The organism is Pseudomonas sp. 05N432, assembly GCF_056396945.1.
This window is the reverse complement of the sequence record NZ_JBFTMM010000019.1, coordinates 286,688-312,130: the sequence shown is the minus strand read 5'-3', so window position 1 is coordinate 312,130 and position 25,443 is coordinate 286,688. Positions and strand designations below refer to the sequence as shown.

22 protein-coding genes are annotated in these 25,443 nt (G+C 59.5%); 17 read left to right on the top strand and 5 right to left on the bottom strand.

Translation table 11 applies throughout. From position 1 onward, the window contains the following. Positions 1 to 61: 61 nt before the first annotated feature. From AC1DHT_RS22605 to AC1DHT_RS22595, 3 genes are all read left to right on the top strand, one after another. The gene (locus AC1DHT_RS22605) at positions 62 to 604 is read left to right on the top strand and encodes a YaeQ family protein (protein ID WP_054593842.1); all 543 of its coding nucleotides are present in this window, start codon (positions 62 to 64) and stop codon (positions 602 to 604) included. 66 nt (positions 605 to 670) lie between these two features. Next, positions 671 to 2,380: a single-stranded-DNA-specific exonuclease RecJ gene (gene recJ / locus AC1DHT_RS22600; RefSeq protein WP_427536296.1), complete on the top strand. Its 1,710-nt coding sequence runs from the start codon at positions 671 to 673 to the stop codon at positions 2,378 to 2,380. 174 nt (positions 2,381 to 2,554) lie between these two features. Continuing rightward, entirely contained in the window at positions 2,555 to 3,661 is a 1,107-nt protein-coding gene (locus tag AC1DHT_RS22595) for an NADH:flavin oxidoreductase/NADH oxidase (RefSeq protein ID WP_427536294.1), read from the top strand. A 212-nt stretch (positions 3,662 to 3,873) separates the two neighbouring features. Here the strand turns inward: AC1DHT_RS22595 and AC1DHT_RS22590 are convergent, their stop codons facing one another. Next, positions 3,874 to 5,508: a glucan biosynthesis protein D gene (locus tag AC1DHT_RS22590; RefSeq protein WP_427536292.1), complete on the bottom strand. Its 1,635-nt coding sequence runs from the start codon at positions 5,506 to 5,508 to the stop codon at positions 3,874 to 3,876. Between the two features lie 159 nt (positions 5,509 to 5,667). Between AC1DHT_RS22590 and AC1DHT_RS22585 the strand changes: the two genes are divergently transcribed. Then, positions 5,668 to 6,237: a GNAT family N-acetyltransferase gene (locus tag AC1DHT_RS22585; protein ID WP_427536290.1), complete on the top strand. Its 570-nt coding sequence runs from the start codon at positions 5,668 to 5,670 to the stop codon at positions 6,235 to 6,237. Between the two features lie 213 nt (positions 6,238 to 6,450). Then, positions 6,451 to 6,636 carry a hypothetical protein gene (locus AC1DHT_RS22580; protein WP_427532999.1) on the top strand — a complete coding sequence of 62 codons (186 nt, stop codon included), beginning with the start codon at positions 6,451 to 6,453 and terminating at the stop codon, positions 6,634 to 6,636. Positions 6,637 to 6,715: 79 nt separating this feature from the next. Here the strand turns inward: AC1DHT_RS22580 and AC1DHT_RS22575 are convergent, their stop codons facing one another. The 3 genes from AC1DHT_RS22575 to AC1DHT_RS22565 all read right to left on the bottom strand — a co-directional run bounded on the left by AC1DHT_RS22575 (position 6,716) and on the right by AC1DHT_RS22565 (position 8,882). Beyond that, a complete protein-coding gene (locus AC1DHT_RS22575) occupies positions 6,716 to 7,006 on the bottom strand; it encodes a type II toxin-antitoxin system RelE/ParE family toxin (RefSeq protein ID WP_427536288.1) in 291 nt (96 codons plus the stop codon). Further along, positions 6,975 to 7,232, bottom strand: a complete 258-nt coding sequence (locus AC1DHT_RS22570; RefSeq protein WP_054593838.1) for a CopG family ribbon-helix-helix protein — start codon at positions 7,230 to 7,232, stop codon at positions 6,975 to 6,977. The genes AC1DHT_RS22575 and AC1DHT_RS22570 overlap by 32 nt, the downstream gene beginning before the upstream one ends. A gap of 369 nt (positions 7,233 to 7,601) precedes the next feature. Continuing rightward, positions 7,602 to 8,882: a glycoside hydrolase family 68 protein gene (locus tag AC1DHT_RS22565; protein WP_427536285.1), complete on the bottom strand. Its 1,281-nt coding sequence runs from the start codon at positions 8,880 to 8,882 to the stop codon at positions 7,602 to 7,604. A 670-nt stretch (positions 8,883 to 9,552) separates the two neighbouring features. Between AC1DHT_RS22565 and AC1DHT_RS22560 the strand changes: the two genes are divergently transcribed. From AC1DHT_RS22560 to AC1DHT_RS22505, 12 genes are all read left to right on the top strand, one after another. Further along, positions 9,553 to 9,918 (top strand): DUF6124 family protein, encoded by a 366-nt coding sequence (locus tag AC1DHT_RS22560; RefSeq protein ID WP_427536283.1) that lies wholly within the window; start codon positions 9,553 to 9,555, stop codon positions 9,916 to 9,918. Between the two features lie 425 nt (positions 9,919 to 10,343). Further along, positions 10,344 to 11,906, top strand: coding sequence for a methyl-accepting chemotaxis protein (locus tag AC1DHT_RS22555; protein ID WP_427536323.1), 1,563 nt, complete (start codon positions 10,344 to 10,346; stop codon positions 11,904 to 11,906). After that, positions 11,906 to 12,442: a chemotaxis protein CheW gene (locus AC1DHT_RS22550; RefSeq protein ID WP_427536281.1), complete on the top strand. Its 537-nt coding sequence runs from the start codon at positions 11,906 to 11,908 to the stop codon at positions 12,440 to 12,442. Before AC1DHT_RS22555 ends, AC1DHT_RS22550 begins: the two co-directional genes overlap by 1 nt. After that, on the top strand, positions 12,439 to 13,716 hold the full coding sequence (locus tag AC1DHT_RS22545) for a CheR family methyltransferase (RefSeq protein WP_427536279.1): 1,278 nt from the start codon (positions 12,439 to 12,441) through the stop codon (positions 13,714 to 13,716). The genes AC1DHT_RS22550 and AC1DHT_RS22545 overlap by 4 nt, the downstream gene beginning before the upstream one ends. After that, a complete protein-coding gene (locus AC1DHT_RS22540) occupies positions 13,713 to 14,396 on the top strand; it encodes a chemotaxis protein CheW (RefSeq protein ID WP_427536277.1) in 684 nt (227 codons plus the stop codon). The genes AC1DHT_RS22545 and AC1DHT_RS22540 overlap by 4 nt, the downstream gene beginning before the upstream one ends. Further along, a complete protein-coding gene (locus AC1DHT_RS22535; RefSeq protein ID WP_427536275.1) occupies positions 14,393 to 16,687 on the top strand; it encodes a hybrid sensor histidine kinase/response regulator in 2,295 nt (764 codons plus the stop codon). Before AC1DHT_RS22540 ends, AC1DHT_RS22535 begins: the two co-directional genes overlap by 4 nt. After that, the gene (gene cheB, locus AC1DHT_RS22530; protein ID WP_427536273.1) at positions 16,684 to 17,694 is read left to right on the top strand and encodes a chemotaxis response regulator protein-glutamate methylesterase; all 1,011 of its coding nucleotides are present in this window, start codon (positions 16,684 to 16,686) and stop codon (positions 17,692 to 17,694) included. The genes AC1DHT_RS22535 and cheB overlap by 4 nt, the downstream gene beginning before the upstream one ends. Positions 17,695 to 17,736: 42 nt before the next feature. Next, on the top strand, positions 17,737 to 18,738 hold the full coding sequence (locus AC1DHT_RS22525; protein WP_427536270.1) for a diguanylate cyclase domain-containing protein: 1,002 nt from the start codon (positions 17,737 to 17,739) through the stop codon (positions 18,736 to 18,738). A 106-nt stretch (positions 18,739 to 18,844) separates the two neighbouring features. Further along, positions 18,845 to 19,940, top strand: a protein-coding gene (gene prfB, locus AC1DHT_RS22520; RefSeq protein ID WP_102667242.1) for a peptide chain release factor 2 whose coding sequence is annotated in 2 segments (ribosomal slippage) — positions 18,845 to 18,916 and positions 18,918 to 19,940 — 1,095 coding nt in all. Because the reading frame shifts where the segments join, the coding sequence is not laid out codon by codon here. Between the two features lie 71 nt (positions 19,941 to 20,011). Beyond that, complete coding sequence (gene lysS / locus AC1DHT_RS22515; RefSeq protein WP_427536268.1) at positions 20,012 to 21,514, top strand: lysine--tRNA ligase; 1,503 nt, start codon at positions 20,012 to 20,014, stop codon at positions 21,512 to 21,514. A 114-nt stretch (positions 21,515 to 21,628) separates the two neighbouring features. Continuing rightward, on the top strand, positions 21,629 to 22,333 hold the full coding sequence (locus AC1DHT_RS22510; RefSeq protein ID WP_427536321.1) for a TetR/AcrR family transcriptional regulator: 705 nt from the start codon (positions 21,629 to 21,631) through the stop codon (positions 22,331 to 22,333). 42 nt (positions 22,334 to 22,375) lie between these two features. Next, positions 22,376 to 23,653, top strand: coding sequence for a flavohemoglobin expression-modulating QEGLA motif protein (locus AC1DHT_RS22505; protein WP_477761475.1), 1,278 nt, complete (start codon positions 22,376 to 22,378; stop codon positions 23,651 to 23,653). Positions 23,654 to 23,728: 75 nt separating this feature from the next. Here the strand turns inward: AC1DHT_RS22505 and glpD are convergent, their stop codons facing one another. Next, positions 23,729 to 25,267, bottom strand: coding sequence for a glycerol-3-phosphate dehydrogenase (gene glpD, locus AC1DHT_RS22500; protein ID WP_427536264.1), 1,539 nt, complete (start codon positions 25,265 to 25,267; stop codon positions 23,729 to 23,731). Positions 25,268 to 25,443: the final 176 nt, after the last annotated feature.

The window sequence follows — 25,443 nt, the reverse complement described above, 5'->3', positions numbered from 1 at the left end:
TCGTTGATTGACCCGGCATCGGTTAGACTTGCCGCCTTTCCTCGTATCAAGAAGCCCGTTCATGGCCCAGCCGTCCACGACTTACAAGTTTGAACTGAACCTTACCGACCTCGACCGCAGCGTGTACGAGAGCGTCAAGCAGACCATCGCCCGCCACCCTTCGGAAACCGAAGAGCGCATGACCGTGCGGCTGTTGGCCTACGCCCTCTGGTACAACGAGCAGCTGTCCTTTGGCCGTGGTCTGTCAGAAGTGGATGAGCCAGCCCTGTGGGAAAAGAGCCTGGATGACCGCGTGCTGCACTGGATCGAAGTCGGCCAGCCAGACGCCGATCGCCTGACCTGGTGCTCGCGTCGTACCGAACGCACCAGCCTGTTGGCCTATGGCAGCTTGCGCGTCTGGGAAGGCAAAGTGGTGCCTGCGGTAAAAAACCTGAAAAACGTCAACATTGCCGCGGTGCCTCAGGAAGTCCTGGAAACCCTGGCCAAGGACATGCCCCGCGTTATCAAATGGGACGTGATGATCAGCGAAGGGACGATCTTCGTCACCGACGACCGTGGTCAACACGAAGTCCAGCTGCAATGGTTGGCCGGCGAGCGCGGCTGATTTTTCGCCGCAGGATCGCATCACCCGGTTTTATCCTACGTATTCAAGAGAAGCACCTGTCACCCCATGCGCATTGAACCTCGCCTATTGCCCGACACCCTGCCATTCCTCGGTGATATTCCACCCCTGCTGACCCGTTTATACGCGGCGCGGGGCGTGCAGTCGGAGGCGGAACTGGACAAGAGCCTGGCGCGCTTGATCCCTTATCAACAGCTCAAGGGCATTGAGGCGGCGGTGGACTTGCTGGTGGTGGCGCTGGAGCAGCGTCAGCGGATTCTGATCGTTGGCGACTTCGATGCCGATGGTGCTACCGCGAGCACCGTTGGCCTGTTGGGACTGCGTCTGCTCGGCGCGGCTCACGTCGATTATCTGGTGCCCAACCGCTTTGAATACGGCTACGGCCTGACCCCGGAAATCGTCGCGGTGGCGTTGCAGCGCGAGCCACAACTGCTGATCACCGTGGACAACGGCATATCCAGCGTCGAGGGCGTGGCGGCGGCGAAAAAGGCCGGGCTCAAGGTCCTGGTCACCGATCACCACTTGCCCGGTGACGAGCTGCCGTTGGCCGATGCCATCGTCAATCCGAACCAGCCCGGTTGTGAGTTCCCGAGCAAGGCACTGGCCGGGGTCGGGGTGATTTTCTATGTGCTGATGGCGTTGCGTGCACGCTTGCGTAGCCTGGGCTGGTACGAGAGCAGGCCGCAGCCGAACATCGGTGAGTTGCTGGATCTGGTGGCGCTGGGCAGCGTCGCCGACGTGGTGCCACTGGATGCCAACAACCGGATCCTGGTGCATCAGGGCCTGGAGCGGATTCGCGCCGGCCGGGCTCGGCCGGGCATCAAGGCGATTCTCGAAGTGGCCAAGCGTGATCACTCGCGCATCACCTCGACCGACTTGGGGTTCATCCTTGGTCCGCGCCTGAACGCGGCGGGGCGTCTGGACGACATGAGCCTGGGCATCGAATGCCTGCTCACCGAAGACGTGGCGCTGGCCCGTGAGATGGCCGCGCAACTCGACGGCATGAATCAGGATCGCAAATCCATCGAGCAGGGCATGCAGCGCGAAGCGTTGGCCCAGCTCAAGGACTTGCCGCTGGAGTCGATGCCGTTTGGCTTGTGTCTGTTCGATCCCGAGTGGCACCAGGGTGTCATCGGAATCCTCGCATCGCGTATGAAAGAGCGTTATTTCCGTCCGACCATCGCCTTTGCCGATGCAGGCGACGGCATGCTCAAGGGCTCGGGCCGTTCCGTGCAGGGCTTTCACATTCGTGACGCCTTGAGTGTGGTGGCGGCGCAGCATCCGAATCTGATCAGCAAGTACGGTGGTCACGCCATGGCGGCGGGCCTGACGTTACCGGAAGCGAGTTTTCCATTGTTCGCCGAGGCTTTCGACGCTGAAGTTCGCCGGCAAATGCGTGAAGAAGACCTGACCGGGCGATTGTTGTCGGACGGCACCCTGGCCGTCGAAGAGTTTCACCTGGAACTGGCTCGCGCCCTGCGCCATGCCGGTCCCTGGGGCCAACACTTTCCGGAACCGCTGTTTCACGGGGTGTTCCAGTTGGTCGAGCAGCGCGTGGTCGGTGAACGCCACCTCAAGGTGGTGCTAAAAAGCGAATGCGGTTCGGTGAAACTCGACGGTATCGCGTTTGGCATCGACCGCGACGTCTGGCCGAACCCGACCATTCGCTGGGTCGAGTTGGCCTACAAGCTCGACGTCAACGAATTCCGCGGCCAGGAAACCGTCCAGCTGATGATTGCCCACATCGAACCGCGCTGAAAGATCGCAGCCTCATCCCCCGATGTCGACTAGGCTCTAATCACTGCTTGATTGGCCTTGTGACGTTTTGTCCATTTTTTTTACCCGCGGGGGCGGGTGCCGCATCCTTTCCTGTCACTCGTCGACTATTCAAACAGAACCCTGGAGCCTGCCCACTGATTTGAGAGGTGCCCCATGAGTCTGCTGCTTGAACCGTATACCCTTCGTCAATTGACCCTGCTCAACCGCATCGCGGTATCGCCAATGTGCCAGTACTCCAGCGTCGATGGACTGGCCAATGACTGGCACCTGGTCCACCTCGGCAGCCGTGCCGTGGGCGGGGCCGGACTGGTTTTTACCGAAGCCACGGCAGTCACTGCCGAGGGTCGGATCACCGCTCAGGACCTGGGCCTGTGGAACGATGAACAGATCGAACCGCTGCAACGCATCACCCGCTTTATCACTGCCCAAGGCGCCGTCGCCGGCATTCAACTGGCCCACGCCGGACGCAAGGCCAGCACTCACCGGCCGTGGCTGGGCAAACATGGCAGTGTCAAACCGGCGGATGGCGGCTGGACTCCGGTCGGCCCCTCGCCGATCGCCTTCGACCCTCAACACACGTCCCCCACACCACTGACCGAGGCGCAGATCGCCGAGGTGATTCAGGCGTTCGTCGAGTCGGCCAAGCGTGCACTGACCGCAGGCTTCAAAGTGGTTGAAGTGCATGCGGCTCACGGCTATCTGCTGCATCAGTTTTTGTCACCGTTGAGCAATCAGCGCCGTGATCAGTACGGCGGGTCTTTCGAAAACCGCATTCGTCTGGTGCTGGAAGTGACCGAGGCGGTGCGTGCGGTCTGGCCTGAAGAGTTGCCATTGTTCGTTCGCGTATCGGCCACCGATTGGGTCGAAGATGGCTGGAACCCGGATGAAACCGTGGAACTGGCGCGGCGCTTGAAAGCGTTGGGGGTCGATCTGATCGACGTGTCATCAGGCGGCACTGCGGCGAATGCGGAGATCCCGACCGGGCCGGGTTATCAGACGCGGTTTGCCGAGCGCGTGCGCAAGGAGTCAGGGATTGCCACCGGCACCGTCGGATTGATTACCGAGCCGGCGCAAGCCGAACACATTCTGCGCACCTGTCAGGCCGACATCATCCTGCTGGCTCGCGAATTGTTGCGCGACCCGTACTGGCCATTGCACGCCGATGATGACTTGGGCGGTCGCAAAGCCATCTGGCCGGCGCAGTATCAACGGGCGACGAGCCGCGATCAGCCGATTCATGAGTCGGATTTGCGGGACTGAGTGAAGCTGCAAAAACCAAAAGCCCCGGTTGTTTGGCCGGGGCTTTGTTTGTCTGACGGATTCTGCGCGGCTGTTCTGTCGTCATCGCGAGCAGGCTCGCTCCCACGTTGAATGGTGTGAACACAGATTTTGTGTACACCCAAATCCAATGTGGGAGCGGGCTTGCTCCGGGTGGCGATCCGACGATGGGGCCGGCCTGGACGTCACTTATCTCAAGTTGCCGGCCAATCCGGGTACTTGCGCTTGTCCGGCGCAGGCGGGAAATACTGATACAGCCAGGTTTCACTCAACGTCCGGTCATGAGTGCGGATGAACAAGCGCAGTTCTACCGGTGCCACGCTGTCATCGGTCGGGACCCAATCGAAGGTGATTCGATAGCCTTTGATGTCATCCAGCGCCAGCACGTTGAAATCCTTGACCTGACCACTCGACGCCGTGACCACCGGTTCGATGCCGGTGCCTTCAGGCAAGCGATCCAGTCCGCCGCCGGTGAAGTCGACCGCAAAACGCCGCGCCCAGATTTTCGGATAGTGCTCGCCGGGGGCCCAGCCTTCGACGAAACCGCCCATGCCCGAACGCGTGGCATTGACCCGTGCCAGCGGCGTGCCAACGGGTGGCAGGGCGCTCCAGTAGAGCTTGTAGCCGTAACTCAGCGAGTCGCCTGCGGCCACCGGTTTTTTCGGGGTCCAGAAGGCCACGATGTTGTCCAGGGTTTCGCCTGTGGTCGGGATTTCCAACAGATCGATAGAGCCTTCGCCCCAGGCGGTGGTCGGCTCGACCCACAGGCTCGGGCGCTTGCTGTACCAATCGACGGTGTCCTGATAGCTGTCGAACTCATGGTCGGTCTGTACCAGACCAAAGCCTTTCGGGTCCGTGTCGGCGAAGGCGTTGAATTGCAGGGTCGCCGGGTTATTCAGCGGGCGGCAGATCCACTCGCCGTTGCCGCGCCACATGGCCAGCCGATCCGAGTCGTGGATCTGCGGGTGAAGGGTGTCGCACATGCGCCGCTCGTGAGTGCCGCAACTGAACATGCTGGTCATCGGCGCGATACCGAGTTGCTCGATGGCCGTGCGCGCGTTGACGTGCGCGTCGATGGTCATCACCACCTGATTGGCCTGGCAGTCGATGTCAAAGCGGTAGGCACCGGTGGCACTCGGTGAGTCGAGCAGGGCATAGACCACGAAACGGGTGCTGTCCTTGTCCGGGGTTTCGAACCAGAACTTGGTGAAGTCYGGAAACTCTTCACGCTTYTTGGCRTAGGTRTCGATTGCCAGGCCRCGGGCCGACAAACCGTACTGGCCGGTGTTATCCACCGCACGGAAGTAGCTGGCRCCGAGGAACGACACCACGTCATGTTTATCCAGCTCCGGGGCCTTGAACAGCTTGAACCCGGCAAAGCCCAGGTCGCCCTTGAGCTGCGCGGTATCGACGCCGCTGTTCTGGTAATTGAACAGCGACGGGTGGAAATGCACCTCCCGCGCTTGACGGGTCTTGGGGTCGACGCTGTACATGCGCACCGGTTGCTTGAAGCCCATGCCGACGTGGAAGAACTGCACGTCGAGTTGCCCGTTCAAGTCATTCCACAGCGAATGTCTGGCGTCGTACTGAATCGCGTTGAATTGCTGCGGCGTCATGTTCGCCAGCGTCGGCGGCAACACCTGTTTGGTGTCGGCATAACCACTGCTGGCCAGTTGCTTGGCTTGTGCCTGCAACGCCTCGAAGTCGAAGGTCTGGGCCTCGCCATCGGCCGTACCGGCCCAGGCCCGCGCGGCCAACAATCCAGTGGCCGAAAGGCCGGTGTAGGCAGCGATGGCCATGGAGGCTTTGAGCAAATTCCTGCGGTGCATAGGACAACCTGTCGTGGACGATCCCGCGGCGTTCCTGGCTGCGATTCGGATCAAAATGTGAGGTTCGGACAAGCCTTCGGCCAAACGCATCGGATTTTAAACAGATGCCGAATAAGATAAAGCGTTCGAAATAACTCGAAAATGATGAGTGTGCGCTTCATGGAAAATACCCGCAGATCATTCAGGAGAACCCGCAGGCTCAGCGAGCGGCGCCTTGTTTCGGGCGATATTCGTCTGCTCAAACACATTGATCGACGCGAAGTGATCGATGAGTTCTACCGCGTACAGGACGGCCAATTGTTGCTCTATCCGCAGCATGAGGTGGTCAGTGGCTGGCCTGCGGGCGAGGCCGAGCGTGACGAAGAGATTTTGCAGGCATGTTACGAACGCGGTGGCTGGCTGTATGGCGTGTTCGATGGCGAAACGCTGGTGGCCGCTGCTGTTGTCGACTGCGAGATTATCCACAACGCCGGGCTGTCGTTGCTGCAACTGAAGTTCTTGCACGTCAGCCGCGATTACCGTGGCCTGGGACTTGGGCAGCGGTTGTTCCGCCTTGCATGCCAGCAGGCTATGGCAACGGGCACCGAGGCGCTTTATGTATCAGCCACGCCGTCACGCAATACCGTGGACTTTTATCGGCGTCAGGGTTGCGCGCTGCTCGACACGCCGGACCCGCAGCTGTATCAGCTGGAGCCCGAGGATATTCATCTGTTTTTCAAATCAACATAGCGTTTCAAATAAGTGTTTTCATTTATTTGACTAATTACTCTAAAAACAGCTCGCAAACGTTTTTTTGTTCCTATTCTTAGGCTCATGACCGGTCTTTGCCCTTGAGGCCGGTGAACGTTCAGCCGGACTCACGCAAGTGCCATAGATGGTTGAAACAGGAACAGGGCGATGAGGTATCTGAAGTTTCAGTTCACGTGCAGAGGGACATCGTCCATGGAAAAAGCGCAAGGCAGCATCGGGTTTTTAGGGATTTTCTCAGGCTTGAGCCTCTCGCGAAGGTCGCGCCGGCTCAGCTCGGAGGAGGTGAAACTCGTCGAGCAGTATCGAGCGTTATCGGAGAATGACCGGATTGCAATGCGCTATCTGGCGGATGCGATGCACCGTGTTTCGCGGTTTTGAGGCGGGTTGACGGCCCCTCCCATGTTCGCTTATGGGAGGGGCTGTTTGTCTTGTGCACCCGCTCCGATTGCATAGAGTGTCACCACTCCTGATTACGCTCGGTTCGTTCATGCAATATTCGCAGGATCTGCACTTGGCCGAGTGCCAGGCGATAAGGTGCAACAAATGGAAGCTGATTCAGAACAAGTTCACGTATATCCGGTACCAGTGAAGGACGCCCGGAGCCGGGGAACAGTTCAAGTTGGCCAAAGGTGTTGAGGATGCTTGTCACCACATCGTTGGCAGCGGTTGTGCCAATCAGCCCGCAATAGTGTTCATGAATGGCGTCCAGGTCACTCTCAGCTCTCTCGGTCAGTGCGACTCTCGGCACGATTTGCCCACTTAGCCTTCACGGCGTCCAGATCGGTCAATTTTCCAGCATCGGCATCGGCAATACCTTCGCTGATTGCTTGCAGGTGCCAGGATTCGGCTTCTACATAACGCACCAGTGCGCGCTTGAGGTGGTACTGACGGTCACGATCGGTCGCTGCTGCAAGCTGATCCAGTTGCTGGGCAAGATTCTCTTCGACTCGAAAGGACAAAACGGGCGAGGCCATCGCGGCTCTCCTGTGAAGGTGTATACATTGTAAACGACGTAAACACCCTAGGCCCCCACAAGATTTCAGTCAATCACCGTTGTGCGCGCGGTGTCAGGAAATCTTAGCGGGGCAGGTGCTGGAGGGAGTGAGCGATGTGTTGCCGAATGCTTGCTCCTTGGCGTGGCGATTGAACAGGCTGATGCCAGGGAGAAGACCCGTTACTGGCTGCATCCTTGCAGCCAGTTCCGAAGGGTCGATGTTACGCATTGTTCAATGCGGCTCCCGATCAAGTCGCAGTGAGTCAGGCGCGGATATCTCGATCATATCCACAACGTGTTTGTTATCGAATTCAAACCCGGTGCCTGAAGGCCCTATATTGCTTCGATACTATTTCAGCGTTACATCAATCATCGGGGGAATGTAACCATAGTCATATTCGGCCACCACGAAAGTCTGCTGCCCTTTCACCTTGATGCCCACTGTCGGCGCTTCAGTGCCGCCGACCCGGTACTGCATTCCGGTGTCGCTTTCCTTTGTGGGTACGGTGTCGATGAACGAAGTCACCAGGCCGTTAGGCATCACGTAATGTGAATAGGTTTGAAATGGCTGGGAAGAGGGGTTGCCCAGCACCAGACCGGAACCGTTCAGTGGCACGTAAGGGCCGAAGAGCGAATCCGCGACGAAACCGTACACCCCGTCCGGACCGGTCACACCGTCGGCATAAGTGAATTTATGGCTGATGGTGAACAAATAGTATTTGCCGTCCTGAAACAGGAAGTGTGGACGTTCGGTCTGGTCATTGACGCCTACTGCAGTCAGCAGTGGCGGCAACATTTCCCAGTCGTCGCCATCTTCGTCATTTGCTACGGCGATACCGACACAGGCCGTTTGGAAGCGCGAGTTACCGACATCTTCATAGCCCGGCGGTACGTCGCCGATTTCAGCTTCGCCGACCTTGTGCGAACCACGCTCACCGGCCACGTTGCCCTCAAACAGCATGTACAACTTGCCGTCTTTCGGATCGCGGAACGGCCATGGATCACGGAAGCCCCAGTACGGATTCTGCGCTTCGGTCTGATAGATCTCGCCGTCAGCCTCGAACAGCGATGTAACCTTTTTGAAGCCCACCATCTCGACGCCATGCTCGGTAGTGACCACGCGGCCACGCACCTTGACGATCGTGGCGCCCGGCGTGACGGCGGTGTAATACAAATCCACATCGCCCTGGTCGTTCAACAGAATCGGGGAGCCAGCCCATTCACGCGTGGTTGGAGACACACCTTGCGCCATCACGCGACCACCAAACTGCCAGTCTTTACCGGTGCGGGAAAACCAGTAGTACATCTTTGCCCGACCATGACGATCGTTCCAGTCTCGGATGATGTCGTAATTACCGTTCTCGTCGATGTACTCCGGATCATTCGGGTGGCGATCTGCCGTCAAGGTGAAAATGACCGACCAGCCGTTGACAGAAGCCACGTTACCGTCGATATCGCGCAGCGGCATGGTGTCCCAGATGAACACCTCGTTGCTCAATACCGGGAAATCCGCACTGACCAGAGGCTGGGTAGTGGTCGGATCATCCGCGTGAACTTTCAGCGCGTCGGCGCGGGTCCACAAGCTGGGTTGACGGGGAAGTTGACCAAGTTTTTCAGTGTTGCTTTTCATAGGGAGTACCTCATCCATGAATATATTTAAATGAATCTTCGTTAATGACTGTATATCCATACAGTAATTTCACTGTAAGTCAGCGAGTTTTCAAGATCAAGGAAAAATTCCATTTTTTTCAATTTATGGGTTTTTTGTTGCTAGCTGATACGTTTCATCAGATGATTTTTTGCACAAAAAAGGCCTACCTCTCGGTAAGCCTTTGGTCGTCCTCTGTGCGGCTTGATGTGATTTTGAAGTGAAAAGATCTTTTTGGACCGTTACGCAGCCCAACGGAGGGCACGCTCCGCTCGGCACAAACCAGTGCGCAATTTCTGATCTGTTTATTCTTTCCCCAAAGCCTCGGTCCGAGGCTACGTTACCTTGCGTCGCTGCCTACACCTGCGCCAGAATCCGCCGGCTTGTGCGTCTTGGGCCTGGCTCCTATTGTTTCCGTGTCGCTGCCCATTCAGCGACCGGGTTTCGCAGCCCGGGTAATCTCTAGACGCACAACGTCCCCGTTCGTGAGCAGGTGTCCTCTATGCCTGTCAGTTCATGTTATGGCGGTTGTGCGTGGGAGACCTTCGGGTCTGCCGGTTCTAGAGTCCCGGTCTGCGAACCCGCGTACAGCTGCCACCTCCCTTTGCTTCGCAGCGAATCGTGGCAGCTCCATGACTCTAGGAGCATCAGCATGTTCAAAGCCACGCCCAATCCGCCCGAAACCGACCCCGTCTCTCCCTACGTCTCCCTCGATTCAAAAGAACTCCACGCCGCCGCGCACCGTGCGCTCGATCATTACCTGGTGTTGCCAGAGACCAAGCAATTGTTGGCCGACCGACGCCCCGGCTGCATTTTTGTCATTGCCCCCGACATCGACAGCGAAACCCTGCTGGCCCACGCCTGCGAAACCCTCGCCTCGGCGAATGTCATGGCCAGCGATCTGGCGTTCGAACTCGAAGGCCCCAAACGCAATACCGCGCTGGCGATTCAGCAGATGATTTCCCTGGCCGAGCTGGCGGTGAATCGCGCGCTGGATCACCTCGACCCCCCGGAGTAAGAGCGCCCGTAGCAGCTGTCGAGCCCGCGAGGCTGCGTCCGAGGACGCAGTCCTCGCAAATCCTGCATACGCGGTTTTCCTGAAGGAACGCATTGCCTGATTTCACGACTGCTTCGCCCGAGCGCGGACCGAGCCGGACGCAGCCTCGCGGGCTCGGCAGCTGCTACAAACTTTTGTGGCCCCAAAACCAGCGAATGAGATCCATCTGAAAAATTGTCATCGCCAGTATTGGGAGCGCTACGCGCTCCAGCGGAAGCAAGCTCCCTCGCCACACGTGTTTCGTTGCTACTTGAGATGCAGCGCTTATAAAACGCAGCGAGCCCTCGGCTATACTCCCCCCATTTGAACGGCCCCGAGGACTGACTGTGAAGAACTGGACGTTGCGCAAACGCATTTTGGCGAGCTTTGCGGTAATTATCGCCATCATGCTGCTGATGGTCATGGTCTCGTTCTCGAGTCTGCTGAAGATTGAGTCCAGCGAGGAAACGGTTCAGACGGATGCCGTTCCGGGGCTGTATTACAGCTCGATGATTCGCGGCGCCTGGGTCGACACTTACGTCTTGACCCAACGGATCGTTGGCCTCTCGGAACATCGCGACATGAGTGCCGCTGACCTGGAGCTGTACAAGGGCGCCGAGGCGCACCTGAAAGACGAGATGGTCAATTATCGGAAGACGATCTTCACCACTGAGGATCGGGTCGATTTCGAAGCGTTCGAGACTCGTTATCAAACGTACAACCAAGCGTTGGCTAAAGTCGTCGGTCTGTATCAGCAAAAACAATACGAACAGGCTCGTCTGGCGCTGGAGCAGGAATTGACGCCCGCGTGGGTCGATGGCCGCAAGCAGTTGAATGTTGTGATTGATAGCAATCGTGATCAATCCAATGCCTCCACCGATGCCATCCGCCAAGCAGTCACCGCGGCAAAAGTCAGCATGGGCGTGTCTTTGCTGGTGGCGATCATCGCTGCCGGCCTCTGCGGCCTGCTATTGATGCGCGCGATCATGGCGCCGATGAACCGCATCGTGCAGATCCTCGACATCATGCGCACCGGCGATCTCAGCAGCCGCTTGAACCTTGATCGCAAAGACGAATTCGGCGCGGTGGAAACCGGCTTCAACGACATGATGACCGAGCTGACCTCGCTGGTGTCCCAGGCGCAGCGTTCCTCGGTACAGGTCACCACCTCGGTGACCGAAATCGCCGCCACCTCCAAACAACAGCAGGCGACCGCCACTGAAACGGCGGCCACCACCACCGAAATCGGCGCCACTTCGCGCGAAATCGCCGCGACCTCGCGGGATCTGGTGCGCACCATGACTGAAGTTTCCACCGCTGCCGATCAGGCCTCGGTGCTGGCCGGTTCCGGTCAGCAGGGGCTGGCGCGGATGGAGGAGACCATGCACTCGGTGATGGGCGCGGCTGACCTGGTCAATGCCAAACTGGCGATCCTCAACGAGAAGGCCGGCAACATCAATCAAGTGGTGGTGACCATCGTCAAGGTCGCGGACCAGACCAACCTGCTGTCGCTGAACGCCGCCATCGAAGCGGAAAAGGCCGGGGAGTACGGTCGCGGTTTTGCCGTGGTCGCCACCGAAGTTCGCCGTCTGGCAGACCAGACCGCCGTCGCCACCTACGACATCGAGCAGATGGTTCGCGAGATCCAGTCGGCGGTGTCGGCCGGCGTCATGGGCATGGACAAATTCTCTGAAGAAGTCCGCCGTGGCATGTCCGAAGTGCAGCAGGTCGGTGAGCAACTGTCGCAGATCATCCACCAGGTTCAGGCGCTGGCGCCGCGGGTGTTGATGGTCAACGAGGGGATGCAGGCCCAGGCCACGGGCGCCGAACAGATCAACCATGCACTGGTGCAGTTGGGTGATGCCAGCAGCCAGACGGTCGAGTCCTTGCGTCAGGCCAGTTCCGCCATCGACGAGCTGAGCCAGGTGGCCGTAGGGCTGCGCAGCGGCGTCTCGCGATTCAAAGTCTGATGAGCGAACTCGTGGCGAAACGCGGCGCAGGCATGGCGCCCAGGCAGTCATTGTTTCTGGTGTTTCGTATCGGTGACGAGCGTTATGCATTGCAAGCCATTGAAGTGGCCGAAGTGCTGCCGCGCCTGCCGCTCAAACCGATTGCCGGGACACCTTCATGGGTCGCGGGGGTGTTTGCCTATCGCGGCGCGGTGGTGCCGGTAATCGATGTCGGCGAGCTGGCATTCGGTCAGCCGGCCCAGGCGCGCACCAGCACCCGATTGGTGCTGGTGCATTATCAGCCGGATGGCGCCACGTCCGGGCAATTGCTCGGGCTGATTCTCGAGCAGGCCACCGACACCTTGCGTTGCAACTCGGCGGACTTCCAGCCCTATGGCCTGGATAACCACCAGGCGCCGTATTTGGGGCCGGTGCGTGAAGACGCACAAGGCCTGCTGCAATGGGTTCGTGTCGCAGACTTGCTGGACGCCCAGGTGCGGGCGCTGCTGTTCCCGTCGCCGCCGCTGGACCTGGCGATGCTTGAGGAGCGCCTATGAGCTGCGACCAGCGCTTTTTCGATTTCCTCAAAGAGCGTATCGGCCTGGACGTGAACTCGGTCGGCCCGGCGATCATCGAGCGGGCCGTGCGCCAGCGCATGACCGCGCAGCAGGTGAAAACGGCTGATGAGTACTGGTTGCGGCTGCAAGTCTCTGCAGATGAGCAACAGGCGTTGATCGAAGGCGTGATCGTCCCGGAAACCTGGTTTTTCCGTTACCCGGAATCCTTTGCCACGCTGGCCAGGCTGGCGCTCAAGCGCCTGGCGGAGATCAAGGGTATGCGCGCGCTGCGGATTCTCAGCCTGCCGTGCTCGACTGGCGAAGAACCGTATTCGATTGCCATGGCGTTATTCGATGGCGGGCTTGCGCCGCACCAGTTCAAGGTCGACGGGGTGGACGTCAGCCCGCTGTCGGTCGAACGGGCCAAGCATGCGCTGTACGGCAAGAACTCCTTTCGTGGGCAGCAAACCGATTTCCGCGAGCGCTACTTCAACGCCGAAGACGACGGCTATCGCGTCAGCGATCGGGTGCGCGAGCAGGTGCGTTTGCAGGTGGGCAACCTGCTGGACCCGACCTTGCTGGCCAGTGAGCCAGCCTATGACTTTGTATTTTGTCGCAACCTGCTGATCTATTTCGATCAGCCTACCCAGAAGCAGGTTCTGGAAGTGCTCAAGCGCCTGACTCACGTGGACGGCGTGCTGTTTATCGGCCCGGCCGAAGGCAGTTTGCTCGGCCGCCTGGGGATGCGTTCGATCGGTATCCCACAATCCTTCGCTTTCAGCCGTCACAGCGAGCCTGAACCCGCACCGCCCCCCGTGTTTATTGCACCGCCGTTGCCGGTGAGTTTGCCGCTGCGCAACGTTCCAGCACCGCCGGTGCGCAACCGACCTTTTTCCGCCGTTGTACCTGTGCAACGGGCGAACCTGGAGAAAGTACCGAATACCGATGCCGCCGCGCTGCTGGCAAGCATTGCAAGCCTGGCCAACGAAGGTAAAAGCCTCGAAGCGCAGGCCGCCTGTGAGGAATACCTGCGCCACCATGAGCCGGTGGCGCAGGTGTTTTACTGGCTGGGGTTGCTCAGTGATGTCGCTGGCAACGTGCTGGAGGCCCAGGGTTTTTATCGCAAGGCGCTGTATTTGCAACCGCAGCATCCTGAAGCGCTGATGCACCTGTCGGTGTTACTGGCGTCCCAGGGGGATGCGTCCGGCGCCCGTCGATTGCAGGAACGCGCCGCTCGTAATGAGCGCACCGCTGACAGTGAGCGTAAACGATGACCGGTTCTGTTTCGCTGAACGTAACCCATGAAGATGCCCAGGCGATTGACGACTGCTGGAACCGTATCGGTATCCACGGCGACAAGTCCTGCCCGCTGCTGATCGAACATATCCACTGTCGCAATTGCGCGGTGTATTCCGCAGCGGCGACGCGTTTGCTGGATCGCTATGCCTTGCAGCAGGACGACCGCGCGCAAGCATCCATTGCCGTTGAAACGGACGTGGTCACGCGCTCGCTGTTGATGTTCCGCCTCGGCGAAGAGTGGCTCGCCCTGGCGACCCGCAGCCTGGTGGAGGTGGCGCCGATGCAGGCGATTCATTCGCTGCCGCATCAGCGTTCGCGAGCGCTGCTGGGGGTGGCGAATGTGCGTGGCGCGCTGGTGGCGTGCCTGTCGCTGGTGGAATTGCTCGGGCTGGACGCGACCACCGGTGTCGTCTCTGGCGTGAGGGTTATGCCGCGCATGTTGATCATTGCTGCAAACGGCGGCCCGGTGGTGGTGCCGGTGGATGAGGTGGACGGGATTCACGCCATTGATGAGCGGATTCTCGACGCCGCGTCCCGTTCAGGCGAGCAGGCCAGTGCCAAGTACACCCGTGGCGTCCTGCAATTCAGAGGTCGCAGCCTGCGTTGGCTGGATGAAGAGCAGGTATTGTCCGCCGTGACCCGGAGCCTGACATGACCCCCGATCAAATGCGCGACGCGTCACTGCTGGAACTCTTCAGTCTTGAAGCCGAGGCCCAGACCCAGGTACTCAGCGCCGGGTTGCTGGCGCTGGAACGTGACCCGACCCAGGCCGATCAGTTGGAAGCCTGCATGCGCGCCGCGCATTCGCTCAAGGGCGCGGCGCGGATCGTCGGTGTGGATGCCGGAGTCAGCGTTTCTCATGTGATGGAAGATTGCCTGGTCAGCGCGCAGGAGGGTCGACTTTTTCTGCACCCCGAACACATTGATGCGCTGCTGCAAGGCACGGACTTGCTGATGCGCATCGCCACGCCAGGCAGTGCCAACGTGGGGCCGGGCGATATCGAAGCCTACGTGGCGCTGATGGGGCGTTTGCTGGATCCATTGGCGGCGGTTGCAGCACCTGCCGTGGCACAGCCCTCATTGCCGCCCGAGCCACCGGCACCGCAAGTCGAGCCACCGGATCTGGTGTCAGAACTCGAGTCGTCGCTGGCGGCCTCGGTCGAGGCGTCGCGTAAAGCCAAGCGCGTCACCGAAGGCGGCGAGCGGGTGTTGCGGGTAACCGCCGAACGCTTGAACAGCCTGCTCGATCTGTCGAGCAAATCGTTGGTGGAAACCCTGCGACTCAAGCCTTACCTGGCGACGATGCAGCGTCTCAAACGTACGCAGAGCAACAGTTTGCGAGCCCTGGAAAACCTCAACGTTCACCTCAAGGGGCAAGACCTGAGCCTTGAGGCGCTGGAGGCGCTTGGTGATGCGCGGCGGTTGTTGGCCGAATCGCAACAATTGCTGGCTGAGAAAACCGCTGAGCTTGATGAATTTGCCTGGCAGGCGAGTCAGCGTGCTCAGGTGCTGTATGACACGGCGCTGGCCTGTCGCATGCGGCCGTTTGCCGATGTGCTGACCGGGCAGGCGCGGATGGTTCGCGATCTGGGACGTAGTCTGGGCAAACAAGTGCGGTTGGAAATCGAGGGTGAAAAGACCCAGGTCGACCGCGACGTGCTGGAGAAACTCGAAGCGCCGCTGACCCATTTGTTGCGCAATGCCGTGGACCACGGCATCGAAACGCCCGAGCAACGCCAGTTGGCCGGCAAGCCTGCCGAAGGGCTGATTCGCCTGCGCGCGTCCAACCAGGCCGGGCTGCTGTTGCTGGAGTTGAGCGACGATGGTCATGGCGTGGACCTGGAACAAGTGCGCGCCAGTATCGTCGAACGTCAATTGTCGCCGGCCGAGACCGCGGCGCAGTTGAGCGAAGAAGAGCTACTGACGTTCCTCTTCCTGCCGGGCTTCAGCCTGCGCGACAAAGTTACCGAGGTGTCCGGTCGTGGCGTCGGCCTGGATGCGGTTCAGCACATGGTCCGCCAGTTACGCGGCGCCGTGGTGCTGGAGCAGAAGGCCGGTGAGGGCAGTCGTTTCCAGCTCGAGGTGCCGTTGACGTTGTCGGTGGTGCGCAGTCTGGTGGTGGAAGTGGGCGAGGAGGCGTATGCCTTTCCACTGGCGCACATCGAGCGCATGTGCGATTTGGCGTCGGACGAAATCGTCCAGATTGAAGGTCGTCAGCACTTCTGGCACGAAGGTCGACACGTTGGTCTCGTCGCGGCCAGCCAGTTGCTCAACCGCCCGGCGAGTCAGAACAACCCGGCGACACTCAAGGTCGTAGTCATCCGTGACCGCGACACGGTGTACGGTGTGGCTGTCGAGCGCTTTATCGGCGAGCGCACGTTGGTGGTGCTGCCGCTGGATGAGCGCCTGGGCAAGGTTCAGGACATTTCTGCCGGCGCCTTGCTCGATGACGGGTCGGTGGTGTTGATTGTCGACGTCGAAGACCTGCTCCGCTCGGTGGACAAACTGCTCAATACCGGTCGCCTGGAGCGGATCGCCCGGCACAGCCAACAGGCCGCCATCGTTGCGCGCAAACGTATTCTGGTGGTCGATGACTCACTGACGGTTCGTGAGTTGCAGCGCAAGCTGTTGCTCAATCGGGGTTATGACGTGGCCGTTGCGGTTGACGGCATGGACGGCTGGAACGCGCTGCGTGCCGAGGATTTCGACCTGCTGATTACCGATATTGATATGCCGCGCATGGACGGGATCGAGCTGGTTTCGTTGTTGCGACGTGATAACCGGCTGCAATCGTTGCCGGTGATGGTGGTGTCCTACAAGGATCGTGAAGAAGACCGTCGTCGTGGACTGGACGCTGGAGCCGACTACTATCTAGCCAAGGCCAGCTTTCATGACGATGCGCTGCTCGATGCAGTGGTTGAGCTCATAGGAGGAGCGCGGACATGAAGATCGCTATCGTCAACGATATGCCCATGGCCGTGGAGGCCCTGCGTCGAGCCTTGGCATTCGAGCCGGCGCACGAGGTGGTCTGGGTCGCCCGCAATGGCGCCGAGGCGGTGCAACGTTGCGCCGAGTTCACCCCCGACCTGATCCTGATGGACCTGATCATGCCGATCATGGATGGCGTTGAAGCCACGCGCCGGATCATGGCCGAGACCCCATGCGCTATCGTCATTGTCACGGTGGACCGGCAGCAGAATGTCCACCGGGTGTTCGAGGCCATGGGCCACGGCGCGCTGGACGTGGTCGATACTCCGGCCCTCGGCGCGGGCGATCCGAAAGAGGCCGCGGCGCCACTGCTGCGCAAGATCATGAACATCGGCTGGCTGATCGGCGAGCGCGGTAACCGTGTGCAATCGGCGCCGGCCCTTCCTCGTGTTCTCGGGCAACGCCAGAGCCTGGTGGCCATCGGTTCTTCTGCTGGCGGGCCGGCGGCGCTGGAAGTCTTGCTCAAGGGCCTGCCGCGCGATTTTGCGCCGGCCATCGTGCTGGTCCAGCACGTTGACCAGGTGTTTGCGGCCGGTATGGCTGAATGGCTCGGCAGCGCCAGCGGTCTGGACGTGCGCCTGGCTCAGGAAGGCGAGCCGCCGCAAAGCGGGACGGTGTTGCTGGCGGGCACCAATCACCACATTCGTTTATTGAAGAACGGTACGCTGGCCTACACCGCCGAGCCGGTCAACGAGATCTATCGACCCTCGATCGACGTTTTTTTTGAAAGCGTGGCCACTTACTGGAACGGAGATGCAGTCGGTGTGCTGCTGACCGGCATGGGGCGCGATGGCGCCCAGGGACTTAAATCGATGCGCCAGCAAGGCTACTTGACCATTGCTCAGGATCAGCGCAGCAGTGCGGTATATGGCATGCCGAAAGCCGCCGCCGCCATCGACGCCGCTGTAGAAATTCACCCGTTGGACAAGATAGCGCCACGATTGCTGGAGATCTTTGCAAAATGACTCATCATTGCAGCTGTACTTGCCTTATTCAGGTGCCCGCACATGGATGATTTACAGCTCGACGCCTTTAAAACCGATGAGAACGCCGCGATGGTGCTGCTGGTCGACGACCAGGCGATGATCGGCGAAGCCGTACGCCGCGGGCTGGCGAACGAGGAGAACATCGACTTCCATTTCTGCGCCGATCCGCACCAGGCCATCGCCCAGGCGATTCGCATCAAGCCGACGGTGATCCTGCAGGACCTGGTCATGCCCGGTCTGGACGGCCTGTCGCTGGTGCGCGAATACCGCAACCACCCGGCGACCAAGGACATTCCGATCATTGTGCTCTCGACCAAGGAAGACCCGCTGATCAAGAGCGCGGCGTTTGCTGCGGGGGCCAACGATTACCTGGTCAAGCTGCCGGACAACATCGAACTGGTCGCGCGCATTCGTTATCACTCGCGCTCCTACATGACGCTGATCCAGCGCGACGCGGCCTACCGGGCGCTGCGGGTCAGTCAACAGCAGTTGCTCGACACCAACCTGGTGCTGCAACGCCTGATGAACTCCGACGGCCTGACCGGCCTGTCGAATCGTCGCCATTTCGACGAATATCTCGAACTGGAATGGCGTCGGGCCATGCGTGACCAGGCGCAACTGTCGCTGTTGATGATCGATGTCGACTACTTCAAGTTGTACAACGACAGCTTCGGCCATCTTGAAGGCGACGAAGCCCTGCGCAAAGTCGCCGCAGCGATCCGCGATGCCAGTAGCCGGCCTTCCGATCTGCCGGCGCGGTATGGCGGTGAAGAGTTCGTCCTGGTATTGCCCAATACCTCGCCGGGCGGGGCACGCCTGGTTGCGGAAAAACTCCGGCAGACCGTGGCCGGAATGAAAATTCCGCATGTTGTTCCGGCCGAAGGTGCAAGCCTGACCATCAGTATCGGCCTGTCGACCATAACCCCGCAGTCGGGCAGTGATTACCGTCAACTGATCTCGGCAGCGGACAAGGGGTTGTACCTGGCGAAGAACAATGGACGCAATCAGGTGGGGATCGAATGAACCAACACGTTCATTCGCCCCTAAAGCCGCCAGGCGGGCTGCCGTGACAGCTTGATTACGTTATACTCGCCGGCTTTCAAAAGTTCGCCAACGAGTGCTGCCCGCCATGGAAATCAACCCGATCCTTAACAGTATCAAGGACCTGTCCGAGCGCTCCGAAACTATTCGGGGGTATCTTTGACTACGATCAAAAGCATGAGCGTCTGACTGAAGTCAATCGCGAGCTTGAAGATCCGAATGTCTGGAACAACCCGTCGTACGCTCAGGAGCTGGGCCGCGAGCGGTCCTTGCTGGCGCAGATCGTCGAAACCCTCGACCAGATGCACAGCGGCCTTGCCGACGCCAAAGACCTGCTGCTGATGTCCGCAGAGGAAGAAGACCAGGCCGCCGTCGATGACGTCGCTGCCGAAGTCGAGCGTCTGCGCGAGGCCCTGGAAAAACTCGAATTCCGCCGTATGTTCAGCGGTGAGATGGACGCCAACAACGCCTACCTGGACATCCAGGCCGGCTCCGGCGGTACCGAAGCCCAGGACTGGGCGAACATCCTGCTGCGCATGTACCTGCGCTGGGCGGACAAACGCGGTTTCGACGCGACCATCATGGAACTCTCCGCCGGTGAAGTCGCCGGGATCAAGGGCGCAACCGTGCACATCAAGGGTGAATACGCCTTTGGCTGGCTGCGGACCGAGATCGGTGTGCACCGTCTGGTGCGCAAGAGCCCGTACGACTCCGGTAACCGTCGCCACACCTCGTTCTCGGCGGTGTTCGTGTCGCCGGAAATCGATGACAACATCGAAATCGACATCAACCCGTCGGACCTGCGCATCGATACCTACCGCTCCTCGGGCGCCGGTGGTCAGCACGTAAACACCACCGACTCGGCCGTACGTATCACCCACGTACCGACCAACACCGTGGTCAGCTGCCAGAACGAACGTTCCCAGCACGCCAACAAAGACACCGCGATGAAAATGTTGCGGGCGCGCTTGTACGAGCAGGAAGTGCAGAAACGCAATGCTGCCTCCCAAGCCCTGGAAGACACCAAGTCGGACATCGGCTGGGGTCACCAGATTCGCTCGTATGTGCTCGACCAGTCGCGAATCAAGGATTTGCGTACTAACGTCGAACGCAGCGACTGCGACAAGGTGCTCGACGGCGACATCGACGAATACCTGGTGGCGAGCCTGAAGCAAGGCTTGTAAACCGCCAGTCAAGACCTTAAGTCCCCTGCCATCGGTGGGGGCAACGAACCTGTGATGGAAAATTTAAAGACATGAGCGACCTAGAACTCGATTCGCAAGCCCTGCAACAGGAAGAAAACTCCCTGATCGCCCTGCGCAAGGAAAAGCTTGCTGCCGAGCGCGCCAAGGGCCAGGCCTTCCCGAATGACTTCCGCCGCGACGCCTACTGCGAAGACTTGCAGAAACAGTACGCTTCCAAGACTAAGGAAGAGCTGGCAGAGGCTGCGATCCCGGTCAAGGTCGCCGGTCGTCTCATGCTCAACCGTGGCTCGTTCATGGTGATCCAGGACATGTCCGGGCGCATTCAGGTTTACGTCAACCGTAAAACCCTGTCCGAAGAAACCCTGGCCGCCGTGAAAACCTGGGACCTGGGCGACATCATCGCCGCCGAAGGCACCCTGGCCCGTTCCGGCAAGGGCGACCTGTACGTTGAAATGACCAACGTACGTCTGCTGACCAAATCCCTGCGCCCGTTGCCGGACAAGCACCATGGCCTGTCCGACACCGAGCAGCGCTATCGCCAGCGTTACGTTGACCTGATCGTCAACGAAGACGTGCGCCAGACCTTCCGCGTGCGTTCGCAAGTGATTGCGCACATCCGCAGCTTCCTGATGAAGCGTGACTTCCTGGAAGTCGAAACGCCGATGCTGCAAACCATCCCGGGCGGTGCGGCGGCCAAGCCGTTCGAGACTCACCACAACGCGCTGGATATGCAGATGTTCTTGCGTATCGCGCCGGAGCTGTACCTCAAGCGTCTGGTGGTAGGTGGTTTCGAGAAAGTGTTCGAGATCAACCGCAACTTCCGTAACGAAGGTGTTTCGACTCGTCACAACCCAGAATTCACCATGTTGGAGTTCTACCAGGCCCACGCCGACTACGAAGACAACATGGACCTGACCGAAGAACTGTTCCGCGAGCTGGCGCAACTGGTTCTGGGCAGCACCGACGTGCCGTACGGCGAGAAGGTGTTCCACTTCGGCGAGCCGTTCGTGCGTCTCTCGGTGTTCGACTCGATCCTCAAGTACAACCCCGAGCTGACCGCTGACGACCTGACTGACATCGACAAGGCCCGCGCCATCGCCAAGAAGGCCGGCGCCAAAGTGCTGGGCTTCGAAGGTCTGGGCAAGCTGCAGGTAATGATTTTCGAAGAGCTGGTCGAGCACAAGCTGGAGCAGCCGCACTTCATCACCCAGTACCCGTTCGAAGTATCGCCGCTGGCCCGCCGCAACGACGAGAACCCGAACGTCACCGACCGTTTCGAGCTGTTCATCGGTGGCCGCGAAATCGCCAACGCCTACTCCGAGTTGAACGACGCGGAAGACCAGGCCGAGCGCTTCATGGCTCAGGTGGCCGACAAGGACGCCGGTGACGACGAAGCCATGCACTACGATGCTGACTTCGTACGCGCGCTGGAGTACGGCATGCCGCCGACCGCCGGTGAAGGTATCGGTATTGACCGACTGGTGATGCTGCTGACCAACTCACCGTCGATCCGCGATGTGATCCTGTTCCCGCACATGCGGCCACAAGCGTAAATGTTTCAATTAAAAAGCCGCCTATAACAGGCGGCTTTTTATTGCCTGTCTGGTACAAACGTATCAATTGGTTACTTTTGACGTTAGAGAGGAATATCTGTCGTGAATCGTGCATTGGCTCAAGAAGGAGCAGCTGGCATCGCCACTGCGGTTGCTGAAAGCGTTCAGTATCAGGGACGCAAAGCCAGCCGACAGGGAAGCGAGCAGCGTCGACAGGAAATTCTCGATGCAGCGATGCGCATCGTCGTACGCGACGGTGTTCGTGCGGTACGTCACCGCGCCGTGGCCGCCGAAGCGGGTGTGCCGCTGTCGGCGACCACTTACTATTTCAAGGATATCGATGACCTGCTCACCGATACCTTCGCTCAATACGTCGAACGTAGCGCCGCCTACATGGCCAGGCTATGGGCCAACAACGAAGGCCTGTTGCGCGAGATGGTCGTCAGCGGCGACGGCAGCCCCGAGTGCCGCTCCCGGTTGGCTGACGATATAGCACGGCTGATGGCGGATTATGTTCACCGGCAATTGATCAACCGCCGCGAGCACCTGATGGCCGAGCAGGCCTTCCGCCAGGAAGCGTTGCTCAACCCGCGCCTGGCGCTGCTGGTGCGCTCGCATCAGCAAATCCTCCTGCAGGGCACCTGCCAGCTTTTTCAGGTATTGGGTTCGCGAGAGCCGCAGCAGGATGCCAAAGTGTTGACGGCGATTATTGGCCGGATGGAATATCAGGGTCTGCTCAACGACGCAGAGCCTGAGGCCGAACAAGAGATGCTCGGCATTCTGACGCGATATATGCACCTGGTGCTGGCGTCGGCCTGATCAAAACACGCAATACGCAACGGTTATCAACAGGAGCACCGGGTGGACGAATACCAGCAGACGATACGCACCTTGTCCGATCGCATAGTGCTGGCGCAGACGCCGATTCGGGTACTCGATGCGGTCAAGTGGGACRACAACATCCGCAAGGGTTTCCTCAAGGCCAAAGGCAAGGAAATGCCGGCGGTGGACCGCGACTACTACCTCAACCGGCCACTGTCCTTTGACTCCAGCAAAGTGAAGCTGGAGTTCCAGAACATCGAGCGCGACATCACCCGTCAGCTCGGTCAGTTCAACCCGGTCGGGCAGATCATGCGCCGCATGTGCAAGGAATACCGCATGGTGGTGCGGATGCTCGAAGCGCGTGGCACTGAAGATTTCGGGTTGATCTCCCAGGAACTTTACGGCGCCGCGTCCGATGCGTTCCACGCCGGCGACCCGACCCTGGCCGACCTTGGCCTGATGATGTCCGATTACCTGAACAACATCGATGGCCGGGGCGACCTCAAGGACGAGCCGAAGATTCTCACCGCCAAAGAGGCCGTGCACCTGCTGCAAACCCGCTTGAACAAGGTCTTTGGCGAAGCCGAGGAAACCATTCGGGTGTTCGAATCCGACGGTATTGTCGCGGATGCGGCGGCCGGTGCCGACTACATCAAGATCCGCGCTGATGCGATGTTCAACGAACGTGACGTGCGCGCCCTGGAAGTCCATGAAGGGCTGGTGCATGTCGGCACCACGCTTAACGGTCTGAACCAGCCGATCTGCACTTTCCTCTCCAAAGGTCCTCCGTCGTCGACCGTGACCCAGGAGGGGCTGGCGATCCTGATGGAAATCATCACTTTTGCGTCCTACCCGAGTCGCTTGCGCAAACTGACCAACCGTACCCGGGCGATTCACATGGCCGAGGAGGGCGCGGACTTCTTGCAGATCTTCGAGTTCTTCCGCGCTCAAGGTTTCGAGATGGCTGAAAGCTATAGCAATGCCAGCCGGGTTTTCCGTGGTTCGATACCTGATGGCCTGCCATTCACCAAAGACTTGTCCTACCTCAAGGGCTTTATCATGGTTTACAACTACATTCAGTTGGCCGTGCGTAAAGGCAAGCTTGAGCAGATCCCTTTGCTGTTTTGCGGCAAGACCACCCTGGAAGACATGCGCACCCTGCGTCAGTTGGTGGATGAGGGGCTGGTGGAACCACCCAAGTATTTGCCGGACCAGTTCCGTGACATGAACGCCTTGTCGGCCTGGATGTGTTTCTCCAACTTCCTCAACCACCTGAGCCTGGACCGGATCGAAGCGGATTATTCGAACATTTTGTAATGTCGTCGAAAGATCTTCTAAACAAAAGCCCCTGAATCGTGAGATTCAGGGGCTTTTGTTTAGCCGGATTACCGATCAGGCCGCTTCGATCTTGCTGCGGTTCTGCTTGAGCTTGTTCAGGTACAGCTGGACGTTCTCTTGCTCTGCCTGGGTGGTGAACAAACCCAATTTGCTACGACGCCAGAGTATGTCCTGAGCACTGGTGGCCCATTCTTCGCTGCACAGGTAATCGACTTCGCGGGTGTAGAGACCGCCACCGAGATGTTCGCCCATGTCCTTCAGGCTCTGTACACCTTCAAGCAGGCGCCAGGTGCGGCTGCCATAGGTGGTGGCCCAGCGTCGGGCAATTTCCGTCGGCAGCCAGTCGAACTTGTCGCGAATCAACGCGCTCAAGGCCTGCGGCGTGGTCATGTCTTCGCCGCCCGGCAGGGTTGCTTGCGCGGTCCAGCTCGGCTTCATGTTCTTGAAGTACGGTGCCAGCTGCGCCATGGCCGACTCGGCCAGTTTGCGGTAGGTGGTCAGTTTGCCTCCGAACACCGACAGCAGCGGAGCTTCTTCTGCGCTGCCAGACAGCGCCAGGGTGTAATCGCGGGTCACGGCTGAAGGATTGTCGGATTCGTCGTTGCACAGCGGACGAACGCCGGAATAGGTGTGCAGGATGTCGCTGCGGCTGGTTTGTTTCTTGAAGTGCGCGTTGACCACTTTCAGCAGGTAATCGGTCTCGCCTTCGGTGATGGCGACTTTCGCTGGATCGCCGGTGTACTCACGGTCCGTGGTGCCAATCAGGGTGAATTGATTGAGGTATGGAATGGTGAACACAATGCGCTGGTCTTCGTTCTGCAAGATATGCGCGTGTTCGCCTTCGTACAGTTTCGGCACGATCAGGTGGCTGCCCTGAATCAGGCGGATACCGTAAGGCGATTCCATCTTCAGGTCATCACGAATGAACTTGGCGACCCATGGGCCGGCGGCATTCACCAGCGCCTTGGCGCGGATCGAGAACAGGCGGCCATCGGCGCGTTCCAGGTTCAGTTCCCACAGGCCTTTGCTGCGACGGGCGCTGACACAGCGGGTCTGGGTGTGAACGTGGGCGCCTTTTTCGCGGGCGGCCATGGCATTGAGCACCACCAGGCGGGCATCGTCGACCCAGCAATCGGAGTATTCGAAGCCTTTGGTGATTTCGCTTTTCAGTGCGCTGTCGGCACCGAACTTCAGGCTTTTGGAGCCGGCAAGTTTTTCCCGCTTGCCGAGGTGGTCATAGAGGAACAGGCCTGCGCGGATCATCCACGCCGGGCGCAGGTGCGGACGGTGCGGCAACACGAAGCGCATTGGCTTGACGATATGTGGGGCCTTGGCCAACAGCACTTCACGCTCGGCCAAGGCTTCACGCACGAGGCGGAATTCGTAGTGTTCGAGGTAGCGCAGGCCGCCGTGGATCAGCTTGCTGCTGGCGGACGAGGTATGACTGGCCAGATCGTCCTTTTCGCAAAGGAACACCGAAAGACCGCGACCGGCGGCATCCGCTGCAATCCCCACACCGTTAATCCCGCCACCAATGACGGCGATATCGTAGACCTCGGCAAGAGGGGGCATGGGCAAGGTTGAAGTGGGCATCGGCTGGCCTCGGGGTACTTTCTATATTTGAATTCGAACATTAATGTTCATTTGCGAAAATAGTAGCGCATAAATCCAGGCACAACCAGCTGGCTTCGATTGAAAATTCTGATCGAAGAGAGGGGAAAGGAAAATTTTCGAACATTACGGTCTTCGGCTGGGCGCGGAAGGTATGG